The following is an 11,981-nucleotide window of genomic DNA, read 5'->3' as shown; positions in this document are numbered from 1 at the left end:
TCCCTTTCGCCAAAACGCTGATCAATAAGGAACCGGCTGCCGTCTCCTGGATGCAGCAGATCAAGCCGCACATGTTCGGCCACCTGCCGAAAGGCACCGATCGTATCGAGACTGCCCATCAGGCGAAGGTCAATGCCGAGGAGCGAAGCTGATGACGACGCGTCGATCCTTTCTTGGAGGCGCATCGAGCCTGGCGTTCTCGAACCTCTTCTCCCCGGCAAACGCCGCCGATCCCAACCCGACCGGAGTAGACACCATGCATCCCGACCTGATCCTCCACAATGGCCGCGTGACGACCCTTGACCGAACCAATCCGAATGCGACGGCGATCGCCATCAAGGACGGGCTGTTTCTGGAAGTCGGATCCGACAGCGAGATCATGGCGCTGGCTGGTTCTGGCACTAGGATCGTCGACCTCAAGGGCAAGCGTGTTCTGCCCGGCCTGATCGACAACCATACCCATGTCGTCCGCGGTGGTCTGAACTACAACATGGAACTGCGCTGGGATGGCGTGCGCTCGCTCGCCGATGCGATGGACATGCTGAAGCGCCAGGTGGCGATCACGCCCGCACCGCAGTGGGTGCGCGTCGTCGGCGGCTTCACCGAGCACCAGTTTGCGGAAAAGCGCCTGCCGACCATCGAGGAGATCAACGCTGTCGCGCCCGACACGCCGGTCTTCCTGCTGCATGTTTATGACCGCGCCCTGTTGAACGGCGCCGCTCTCCGCGCCGTCGGCTATACCCGTGACACACCGAACCCGCCCGGCGGCGAGATCACCCGCGATGCCAACGGCAACCCGACGGGCATGCTGCTGGCCAAGCCCAATGCCGGCATCCTCTATTCGACACTTGCCAAGGGTCCGAAGCTGCCCTTCGACTACCAGGTCAACTCCACCCGTCATTTCATGCGGGAATTGAACCGCCTCGGCGTCACCGGCGTCATCGATGCCGGCGGCGGCTTCCAGAACTATCCGGACGATTACGCCGTCATCCAGAAGCTGTCCGACGAGAACCAGATGACGGTGCGCCTCGCCTACAACCTCTTCACCCAGAAGCCGAAGGAAGAGAAGCAGGACTTCCTGAACTGGACCGCTTCGGTCAAATACAAGCAGGGCAACGATTACTTCCGCCACAACGGTGCGGGCGAGATGCTGGTGTTCTCCGCCGCGGACTTCGAGGATTTCCGCCAGCCCCGTCCGGAGATGGCTCCGGAAATGGAGGGCGAGCTGGAAGAGGTCGTGCGCGTTCTGGCAGAAAACCGCTGGCCTTGGCGTCTGCACGCCACCTATGACGAGACGATCTCGCGTGCGCTCGACGTGTTCGAGAAGGTCAACAAGGATATCCCGCTCGAAGGACTGAACTGGTTCTTCGACCATGCCGAAACCATCTCGGACCGCTCGATCGACCGCATCGCGGCCCTCGGCGGCGGCATCGCCACGCAGCACCGCATGGCCTACCAGGGCGAATACTTCGTGGAGCGGTACGGTCACGGCGTGGCCGAGGCTACGCCGCCGATCGCCCGCATGCTCGACAAGGGCGTCAACGTCTCGGCCGGCACAGACGCCACCCGCGTTGCTTCCTACAATCCGTGGGTCTCGCTGTCGTGGATGGTGACTGGCAAGACGGTCGGCGGCATGCAGCTCTACCCGCGCGCCAACTGCCTCGACCGCGAGACGGCGCTGCGCATGTGGACCGAGAAGGTCACCTGGTTCTCCAACGAGGAAGGCAAGAAGGGCCGCATCGAGAAGGGCCAGTTCGCCGACCTCGTGGTGCCGGACAAGGACTTCTTCTCCTGCGCCGAGGACGAGATCTCCTTCCTCGTCTCGGAGCTGACCATGGTCGGCGGCAAGATCGTCTATGGAGCAGGCGACTTCAAGACGCTCGACGAGAACGACATCCCGCCCGCCATGCCGGACTGGTCTCCTGTCCGCAGCTTCGGCGGCTACGCGGCCTGGGGCGAACCGGAAGGCGCGGGTGCCCGTTCGCTGCGCCGAACCGCCATCTCCACATGCGGATGTGCCACCGATTGCGGCGTGCATGGCCACGATCATGCTGGTGCCTGGACCTCGAAGCTTCCGGTCGCCGACCTCAAGGGCTTCTTCAGTGCGCTCGGCTGCTCGTGCTGGGCAGTCTGACCAGCCTCCAGCCCGGGCGGCCACACCGCCGCCCGAGCGTCACCTCATCATTGCCAAATCCGCAATTAAATCGAAACTATTGCTGCAATTGTTGGCGTGGCGGTTACCAGCCAATATCGCTCCATCAAAAGCGGCCTCGACGGCGAACATGCAGGAGCTGAAATGACCTTTCAATCTCATATGTCCAACCCAGTCCGGAGCAGTCTGGCACGCGCCGTCGGCTCTCCGGTCATCCGGACGGTATCACTGTTGGCTCTTTGCGCAGCCTATGTCCAAGGTCCGCTCACCAAAATCTTCGACTTCAACGGTGCCCTGGCCGAGATGGATCATTTCGGTCTCCATCCCGCCACCTTCTTCGCAGTGGCCGTCATCGTCTTCGAACTTGCCGCTTCGTCCATGGTGATCTCAGGCTTCCTGCGTTGGGCAGGTGCCCTGGCGCTCGCTGGCTTTACGCTTCTTGCAACCTTCATCGCACTGCGCTTCTGGGAAATGGCGCCCGGCATCGACCGCATGATGGCGACCAACGCCTTCTTCGAACATCTCGGTCTCGCCGGCGCATTCGTCTTCGTCGCCACATTCGACTTCCCAAGGGGGGCGGGCAGATGAGCGTCGCAAAAACATCGGAGGGAACCTTTGCACCCCTTGCCCAGCCTGTCTTCGCGGTCCTCTGGATCGCCACGGTCCTTGGCAATACCGGAAGCTTCATGCGCGACGTCGCAAGCTCCTGGCTGATGACGGATCTTTCGGCATCGCCGGCCGCGGTCGCCATGGTCCAGGCGGCCGGAACCCTGCCGGTTTTCCTGCTTGCCATTCCGGCAGGCGTTCTCACCGACATCCTCGATCGCCGCAAGTTCCTGATCGCCGTCCAGGTGCTCTTGGCCTCCGTCAGTATTTCGCTGATGCTTCTCTCGCAGACGGGCATACTCTCGGTCAGCGCTCTGATCGGGTTGACGTTCCTCGGCGGGATTGGAGCCGCGCTGATGGGGCCGACCTGGCAGGCGATCGTTCCGGAATTGGTGAAGCGCGAGGACGTGAAGAGCGCGGTGGCGCTGAACTCGCTCGGCATCAACATCGCCCGCTCCATCGGGCCTGCCGCGGGCGGCCTGCTTCTTGCAGCATTCGGAGCCGGGATCACCTACGGCGCCGACGTTGCCAGCTACATCGTGGTGATCGCAGCTCTCGTCTGGTGGCCGCGGGCTAAGAATGGAAACGACGCGCTCCAGGAGAACTTCTTTGGGGCGTTTCGAGCCGGACTTCGCTACACCCGCTCGAGCACGCCACTGCACGTCGTCCTCCTGCGCGCCGCGATCTTCTTCGCCTTCGCCAGCGCCGTATGGGCTCTTCTCCCGCTCGTTGCCCGCCAACTGCTCGGTGGTGATGCCAGCTTCTACGGTATCCTGCTCGGTGCAGTCGGTGCGGGCGCGATCGGTGGAGCCTTGGTGATGCCTAAGCTGCGCCAGCGCCTGAATTCCGATGGCCTGCTTCTCGTCGCGGCGGTTGTCACCTCCGCCGTCATGGGAGTCCTTGCTCTTGCTCCACCGAAGTGGGTTGCGATCATCGTCCTTCTCCTCCTCGGTGGTGCATGGATCACCGCCCTGACAACGCTCAACGGCACCGCGCAGTCCGTCCTTCCCAACTGGGTGCGCGGTCGTGGGCTTGCCGTTTACCTGACCGTCTTCAACGGAGCGATGACTGCCGGAAGTCTGGGGTGGGGTGCGGTCGGCGAAGCTGTCGGCATCCAGTTCACCTTGATCATCGGGGCTATCGGACTGCTTATCGCCGGGTTCATCATGCACCGCGTGAAGCTTCCGGCCGGCGATGCCGACCTGGTGCCGTCGAACCACTGGCCCGAGCCTCTTGTCGCCGAACCCGTTGCCCATGACCGTGGCCCGGTTCTGATCCTGATCGAGTACAAGACCGAGACGCAGCACCGGAGCGCATTCCTGCATGCCCTCGACGATCTTTCCAAGGAACGCCGCCGGGACGGTGCCTACGGATGGGGCGTCACTGAGGACTCGGCCGACCCAGAGAAGATCGTGGAGTGGTTCATGGTTGAATCCTGGGCTGAACATCTTCGCCAGCACAAGCGGGTTTCCAACGCCGACGCCGATCTGCAGGGCAAGGTGCTGGCCTACCATGTCGGTCCCGACAAGCCGGTTGTCCGTCACTTCCTGACGATCAATCGACCGTGGGCGGCGTGACGGACAGGTTAAGGCTGGCGGCTACGGCCGTCACCCAAACATGTGATCTTGAGAACTATGCTGATGGACTGCACCCCTTTGGTGAGACAGCAATCGGTAACAGTTCTCCCGGCCGTGAATTGCGTCTGATGTCTCTTGCCGCTGTTGCGAGAGGCTGGCTTCAAAAGCGTCCGGCGCGAGATAGTCGAGGGCCGAGCGCAGCTATCCCGGCGGGAGATCGATAAGGCGACGGGAAACAAGATACCACCGAGCTTCTCATCTTACATGTGGAAAGCCGGCAGGATTGTTCCGGTTAACGAGCCTCCCCAGGGAAACTGAAGTTGGGATGGAGCTTCAGCAGCGACCGACAATTGATGGTGCTTTATGTCAATGCCCGGTAATGTCAGGTCAATCGGGCCGAGTACGCGGCTGTGGGGCTCGGGGTTATCATGCCGCTGTTTCGAGCGAATGTCGGCGAAGTGCGCAGGATGGCTTTGTAGGAGAAGAGCGCGACGTTGGTTCAGGGGAGCGGCAGCGCCAGATCAGGTCCGGCGCTGCGAGGAAGAATGCAAGCACTTATTGCTGCGGTGCGACCATATTGCCGACCGCACCCCCGGCAACGGCTCCGCCGACAACACCGAGGACGGTTCCGAGGGTCTTATGCTTCTTGCCGCCAAGTTTGTTTCCAGCGATGCCACCGACGATGGCGCCACCGACTGCACCGACGTTCTGGCCATTGATCAAGGAATTGCCGCCACCGTTTGCGATGCTTCCCGTGGACTGGGGGTCGACAACCGGAGTGGGCTGATACTGCGGTGCCTGTGCGGCAGCGCGGTTGTTGTTGCCGTCAATCATACGACCGGCCACGCCACCAACGACGGCTCCGCCGAGTGCGCCGGCGACCGTGCCCAGTGTTTTGTGCTTTTTGCCGCTGACTTTGCGACCGACCAGCCCGCCGGCGACAGCGCCACCGACCGCGCCAACATTCTGGCCGTTTATGATGGACATGTCCTGAGCATGGGTGGCTACGGGCAGCGTTGCGATAGCGGAGAACAGCGTGATCGTGGCAATCGAGTTCTTGTATACCGGAGAAAGGCGGGTAGGCTTTATTTGTAGTGACATTTCATATGTCCTTCGGGGCAAGAGTTTACTTCGCCAGCCGTAGAACATTATGAATAACAACTGCTTAAGATGCCTGGAACTGGTGTCGGCAAATCCTGCTCGGAGAATGGATAGGGAGACGCGGAGCGCCTCAACTCGTGCTGTTCACCATCGACGAATGTTTTGTTTGTTCGTGATGATAGAAGAGGGTCGCACTGAAGTCTCAGCTCTTCGTTGTTCCTTGTGCCGGCCAATCGCTTACCTGGGCCGTCGTGGCGTCTTGAACGGGAAGGATCTGACCGGCGCCCGCGATGGCGCCATCGATATCGATCGCCGGCACGGCCAACAGCTCTGTTAACATTAAGGCGCCATTAATAGGAGAGTGCAAATATTTCCGCATGCGTGAGAGTGGAGTTCAGCTGAACTGTCGATCGCTCAAGATTTCAACTTGAAGCAACGGCTTCGAAAGGAGTGAAATGATTGGAATGATCGGTGGTAATACTAAGGCTCAACTTGCAGCATTGGCCAGCCTCAAGGCAAACGTCATGATTGCCGACAGCAAGTTGAACATTATTTATATGAACGACGCTGTCCGCAAGCTGCTGACGGCCGCCGAACACGACCTCAAGAAGGAACTCCCGCGCTTCGCCGTCGATACCTTGATCGGAAGCAATATCGATATTTTTCACAAGAATCCGTCGCACCAGCGCGACATGCTCGCGCGGTTGACGAAGCCCCACAGCGCAACCATCCGCGTGGGCAGCCATAGCTTCGATCTGCACGTCACGCCCATCATAGAAGGCGGAAAGACGAAGGCGTTTGTGGTGGAATGGGCTGATGCAAAGGAGCGCCTTCTCAACCTGGATTATCAAAACCAGATGGCTGCGATCAGCCGTGTGCAGGCCATCATCGAGTTCACCCTGGAGGGAGAGATCGTTACAGCCAACGAGAACTTCTGCAAGACGATGGGCTACACGCTAGACGAGATCCGTGGCAAGCATCACAGCATGTTTGTCGACTCTGCTTACGCCGCCAGTTCCGACTATGCTGAGTTCTGGAGCGAGCTTAAAAGCGGCCGATTCCAGGCGCGTGAATTTACGCGCGTCGGTCGAAACGGCAAGAAAGTCGTGCTGAACGCCTCATACAACCCCATCCTCGACGAGCACGGAAAAGTCGCCAAAGTGGTGAAATACGCCACCGACGTCACGGACAGGGTTTTTGCCGTTACGGAAATCGGCTCGTCCCTCAACCAGCTCGCCGAGGGCAGGCTCGATTTTCGCCTGGAGCAGCCGTTCGCAGCCGACTTCGAAAGCCTTAGGAAGAATTTCAACGACGCTGTCGACAAGCTCGGCATGGCTCTCAGTTCCGTGGCCGAGACGACTGTACGGATCGATTCCGGCACTCGCGAGATTGCCGCAGGTGCGAACGATCTGTCGAAGCGGACAGAGCAACAGGCGGCGTCCCTCGAGGAAACGGCAGCCGCTCTCGACGAAATTACCGCCAACGTCAACAGCTCGACGAAGCGGACCGAAGAGGCGCGTGGTGTCGCAAGCCGGGCTAATCAATCCGCGGTAGAGTCCGCCGAAGTGGTTTCACATGCGGAAGAGGCGATGCGAAAAATCGAGGACAGCTCGCAGCAGATCTCCAACATCATCGGCGTGATCGACGAGATTGCCTTCCAGACCAATCTGCTGGCACTGAATGCCGGCGTGGAAGCTGCGCGCGCCGGGGAAGCTGGAAAGGGTTTTGCGGTCGTCGCGCAGGAGGTGAGGGAGTTGGCGCAACGCTCAGCGCAGGCGGCCAAGGAGATCAAGGGCCTCATCCAAACGTCCACCTCCGAAGTCGAAAGCGGCGTTAAGCTCGTACGCGATGCCGGCCAGGCGTTGAAAACCATCGGAGACTTCATCATCGAGATCAACAATCATATGGAGGCGATTGCTGCCTCCGCCAAGGAACAGGCGACCGGCTTGGCCGAGGTAAACTCCGCCGTGAATTCCATGGACCAGACGACCCAACAGAATGCTGCCATGGTCGAGCAATCGAATGCGGCGTCCAATGCGCTTGCTGGAGAAGCAGGCCGGCTGCGTGCCCTGATTGCGCAGTTCAGTGTCGGCACAGCCCAGACTTCAGCACTGCGGCAAGTGGGACGAGCAATGGCGCTTCCCACCCCGCGCGCCTCATCCATGAGGTGACGTAATTTTACACCCCCTCAGCGGCAAGTTCGTCCGCTTCCACGATCCATGAAGGGTCCCACTCAGTCGCTACTGCGAGGAGTAAGGTCGCATGTCATTGACAGAAGACGAGAGGCTGAACCTTCTTTACGAAGCAAGCATTCTTGATACGCCGCCGACGGCGGAATTCGACGCCATCGTAAGTCTTGCCTGCAGTATGTTCGATATGCCGATGGCGTTGATTTCGTTTGTCGATGAGCACCGGCAATGGTTCAAGGCTCGGCAAGGCTTTCCTTTGGCGGAGGCGCCGCGCGAGCGTTCCTTTTGCGGTTACGTCGTGGAAACAGGCTCTCCGCTCGTCGTTGAAGATGTCAGCGCAGACTCCCGTTTTTGCGGAAACATTTTCGTCAGAGACTGTTCCGTCCAGTTCTATGCGGGGGTTCCGCTTTCGGAAGGGGAGACGTGTTACGGCGGCTTTTGTGTCCTCGACACCAAGATCCGCCGCTTCAGCGATCGGGATCTCGAACAGCTCCATAGTCTGGCGAGCGTCATCATGGGCCTTGTCCGGGAGCATCGTCAGCAAAGCCTGCTGAAGGAGCAGCAACGTGAACTGGAGTTGAAGCAGGCGCGGTTCGAACAAACCGAGCGCTCTGCCAAGATCGGTGGTTTCGAGATGGACCTTAGCACCGGTGCGATCGTCTGGTCGGATCAGATATACCGCACCGTGGGATTGCCGATCGGCAAACGTATGACTTCGGAGGAGGTGATCGGCTGCTATGCTCCCGAAGAACGTGACAGCGTCAGGCGCAGAATCCGCGACGTCCTGAACGGAACAGGCACCGGAGTTGACAAAGAATACCGCATCATCACGCCGGAAGGCGACGAACGATGGATTCGCGTTGTGAGCGATATCGAACGCCTGCAAGGCGAGCCAAGACGCCTGTTCGGCATCGTTCAGGATGTTTCCGAGAAAGTGCGCTATGAGCAACGTCTGCTCCGGGCAGCAAACGCCGATCCTCTTACAGGCCTTGCAAACCGGGCGGCCTACAATGCGCATATGCAGAGGCTCGCAGCGGCGGACGCTTCTTCCATCGGTCTGTTGCTGATCGACGTCGATCGTTTGAAGCAAATCAACGACACCCTCGGCCATACAACCGGCGACCTGCTATTGAAAGGCGTGGCGTCACGCCTGGACGAGCGCCTCGGGAAGCGTGGAAAGGTATTTCGCCTCGGCGGTGATGAGTTCTGCGTCATCCTGGAAGCACCCGCAAACGCGCAGGGCATGCGTTCACTTGCGCGACATCTGATCGAATATATAGGCCGCCCACTGGAGGTCGGTGGGTCGACGATAACTCCGATGATAACCTTGGGCGGTGCAATTTCAGAAGGTGAAATCGATGCAGCGACACTGTCGCAAAACGCGGACTTCGCGCTCTATCACGCCAAGGAAACACGGCGCGGCAGCTACGTCCACTATCAGCCCAGCCTGCGTTCGACGATCGCCCATCGCATTCAGATCGTCCGGGAGGTGGAACAGGCACTCACTGAAGATCGGATGGTGCCACACTACCAGCCGATCATTCGTTGTGCTGACGGTCAGGTATGGGCGTTTGAAGCGCTTGTGAGAATGCAGCGCCCGGACGGCTCAATCGTGTCGGCCGCGCAATTTCATGAGGCGTTCACGGACTCGAGCGTGTCCCATCACATCACGACACGCATGCTCGAACATGTCGCGACCGATATCCGTGACTGGATGGACCGCGGACTGGATTTCGGGAGAGTCGGGCTGAATGTCAGCGCCTCCGACTTCATGAGGGGCGATCTGGAAACGAGGATTGTTGCTGCGTTTGCGTCGAGAGGCATTCCGCTGGACAAACTGGTACTTGAAGTGACTGAAACAGTGTTCCTGCAGGGCTGGGAAGACACCGTCGCAACAACGCTGCAGCGTTTACGGAAAAAAGGTCTGGCTGTAGCGCTCGATGACTTTGGAACGGGCTATGCGTCACTGACACATTTGCGGAGCCTACCCGTCGATATCATCAAGATCGACAAAAGCTTTATCGACACCATGCTTGACGATGAATCGAGCCTCGCGATCGTTGAACTGGTGCTCAATTTGGCGCAGAAGCTTAAAATGAAGGTCACCGCGGAAGGTGTGGAAACCCACCGGCAGGCAATGTCCTTACTGGAAATGGGCTGTACCACACTCCAAGGTTATTTGTTCAGCAAGCCGCTGGACCGCGAAGCGGTCGGCAGATACCTATCTGCATTGAAACCACACCTCATCGGGAACTTCGAACGAACGCGGGAAGGCGTTCGCCTTCTCGGATAGGAGATCAACCGTGGCTGTCGCAAGCGAATGCCTAGATCGATCCGCGCATGATGGGCTCACTTTGCGTTCACTTCGATCAAAGGCGCTCTCGAACATGCAACAGCTACCGCGATCCGCTTGCCGCTGGCGATCCCGGGATTGCGGGTCTCAAGCTCCCCAGGGGTGATCTCGCGGATCAAACCTGGTCAAGTGCCGGATCTCGGCTCTCAAAAAGGTCTGCGGAAATTCAGGCGCGGCCGTTCATAGGGCGTCGAAAGATTTATGTCGCCGGAAACAAGAGCGAGTGTCGCGAAGGAAAGAAACCCGGGGTTACATAGAGACGATACGGAATGATTGCGAGCTCGCGTGCAATCACCTGCGGCTCACCGAAGGGGTGATGCGCATTACGGAATCGGCTTCCCGCCGCAAAAGGCTGTGGAGGTGCAGGTCCGTCAGCAGTTCCACCATTACGTTCGGGTGAAGCCGGCTGAAGTCCGTCAGGACCCGGCTGGGCGGTCGTGTTGAACCGGTCGGAACAGGCTATATAACCCTGCGACGCTGCCCGCCAGCTGGCGCTGCATGGCATGGTCTTCCTCTTCCAGGGAGATAGCATGGGCATACCTGGCTTGACCTTCGTCAGTTAGGACAAAACCATCGCTCGTCCGCTGGAAGGGGCGGCGCGGCCGCCTGCGCGAGCGCCCGAAAAGCCGATCATGCCTTTGGAAAGCCTGAGGTGGAGGCATTTTGTAATGACTGGTTCGCCCGTTCGATTCCTATCAAGAGCATAAGGACGATCCGAAACTCGCTTATTTAAGGCCGCTTACCTTAGTCTGCCACTTATTTAAGTGAGATGGCCCTTGCTTAAATAACGATCGAAAATCATACTATCGCCATGTCTGATTCTGAACGCTCTCGGCGGCTAGGACGCTTTGTAGAAACATCCGCAGCCGGCGAAAAGGTGCGAGCGTTTGTACCGCCGCCATTGCCGCCATGGCCGGCCATTGACGTGCTTTCGCTGTTGGAGCGCCTCAGCCTGGCGGAGCGAGCACTCGGACGCCTGGATGGCATCACAGTATTGCTCCCGCGTCAGGAGCTGTTTCTTTATATGTATGTCAGGAAAGAAGCTGTTCTATCCTCGCAGATCGAGGGGACGCAATCGACGCTGTCTGACTTGCTGCGTTTTGAGACAGAAGCGCAGGCGGGACAGCCGATCGACGACATACGTGAAGTTTCCAACTACGTCGATGCCATGATGTACGGTCTGGAACGGCTCGAAGCCTTTCCTATGTCGCTACGCCTAATCCGCGAAATGCATGCGCGATTGCTGCAAAGCGGGCGCGGCGGCACCAAGAATCCTGGAGAATTCCGCCGTTCGCAAAACTGGATTGGGGGAACACGGCCTGGCAATGCACTCTTCGTGCCACCGCCGGTGACGGAGATGGACGCTTGCTTAAAGGCGCTTGAGCAATTTATGCACGAAGATCGGTCGCGACTGCCCGCCCTCATCAAGGCCGGTCTTTTGCATGTCCAATTCGAAACGATTCATCCGTTCCTTGATGGTAACGGGCGTATCGGCCGCCTCCTGGTCACGCTTTATCTCTGCATGAACGGCGTTCTGCGCAAGCCGCTGCTCTATCTCAGTCTTTATTTGAAGACACATAGGGCAGAGTACTATCGGCTGCTTCAGGAAGTCCGCGAACAAGGCAACTGGGAGGGCTGGCTCGACTTTTTTCTCACGGGTGTTGCCGACACCGCCAATCAGGCGTTCGACGCTGTCACGCGGATTGTGGATGTGTTCAAGGAAGACCGTGACCAGATCACAACCGAAAGCGATCGCGCGGGTTCAGCGCTTCGCATTCACGATCTCTTTCAGCAAAATCCGTTCTTTACAGCAAATCAGCTCGTACAGAAGACAGCCCTATCTGCGCCCACAGTTAACGCGGCGCTCGCAGACTTGGAGCGCTTCGGCATCATCAAGGAAATAACGGGTCGCAAGCGCGGCAGAGTTTTCAGCTATAGCCGATATCTTGCAATTCTGAGTGAGGGCACCGATCCCTTGCCCCCGGCCGCGTGAACGGACCGAA

The 11,981-nt window shown here is 59.1% G+C and carries 7 protein-coding genes and 1 pseudogene; 7 read left to right on the top strand and 1 reads right to left on the bottom strand.

The genetic code is table 11. From position 1 onward, the window contains the following. From DQ393_RS33940 to DQ393_RS29340, 4 genes and pseudogenes are all read left to right on the top strand, one after another. Positions 1-152, top strand: a pseudogene (locus DQ393_RS33940) (DUF1427 family protein); the annotation flags it as partial. Next, on the top strand, positions 152-2,134 hold the full coding sequence (locus DQ393_RS29350; RefSeq protein ID WP_112345236.1) for an amidohydrolase: 1,983 nt from the start codon (positions 152-154) through the stop codon (positions 2,132-2,134). The pseudogene DQ393_RS33940 and the gene DQ393_RS29350, both read left to right, overlap by 1 nt. A 162-nt stretch (positions 2,135-2,296) precedes the next feature. Next, on the top strand, positions 2,297-2,740 hold the full coding sequence (locus DQ393_RS29345) for a DoxX family protein (protein WP_112345237.1): 444 nt from the start codon (positions 2,297-2,299) through the stop codon (positions 2,738-2,740). Further along, positions 2,737-4,335, top strand: coding sequence for an MFS transporter (locus DQ393_RS29340; protein WP_112345235.1), 1,599 nt, complete (start codon positions 2,737-2,739; stop codon positions 4,333-4,335). The genes DQ393_RS29345 and DQ393_RS29340 overlap by 4 nt, the downstream gene beginning before the upstream one ends. 555 nt (positions 4,336-4,890) lie before the next feature. On the opposite strand, the gene DQ393_RS29335 is transcribed toward DQ393_RS29340, so the two are convergent. Then, positions 4,891-5,436 carry a glycine zipper 2TM domain-containing protein gene (locus DQ393_RS29335; protein ID WP_210209439.1) on the bottom strand — a complete coding sequence of 182 codons (546 nt, stop codon included), beginning with the start codon at positions 5,434-5,436 and terminating at the stop codon, positions 4,891-4,893. A 455-nt stretch (positions 5,437-5,891) separates the two neighbouring features. On the opposite strand from DQ393_RS29335, the gene DQ393_RS29330 reads away from it, so the two are divergent. From DQ393_RS29330 to DQ393_RS29320, 3 genes are all read left to right on the top strand, one after another. Beyond that, positions 5,892-7,607: a methyl-accepting chemotaxis protein gene (locus DQ393_RS29330; RefSeq protein WP_112345233.1), complete on the top strand. Its 1,716-nt coding sequence runs from the start codon at positions 5,892-5,894 to the stop codon at positions 7,605-7,607. A 91-nt stretch (positions 7,608-7,698) separates the two neighbouring features. Continuing rightward, positions 7,699-9,918 (top strand): bifunctional diguanylate cyclase/phosphodiesterase, encoded by a 2,220-nt coding sequence (locus DQ393_RS29325; RefSeq protein ID WP_112345232.1) that lies wholly within the window; start codon positions 7,699-7,701, stop codon positions 9,916-9,918. A gap of 871 nt (positions 9,919-10,789) precedes the next feature. Continuing rightward, complete coding sequence (locus DQ393_RS29320) at positions 10,790-11,971, top strand: Fic family protein (RefSeq protein WP_112342136.1); 1,182 nt, start codon at positions 10,790-10,792, stop codon at positions 11,969-11,971. The last annotated feature ends 10 nt before the right edge of the window (positions 11,972-11,981 follow it).

Origin of the sequence: Martinezella tropici (genome assembly GCF_003287875.1) — a bacterium.
GTDB classification, from domain to species: domain Bacteria; phylum Pseudomonadota; class Alphaproteobacteria; order Rhizobiales; family Rhizobiaceae; genus Rhizobium; species Rhizobium tropici_C.
Note: the sequence above shows the minus strand (reverse complement) of the source record. Positions and strands in the feature narration are given on the sequence as shown.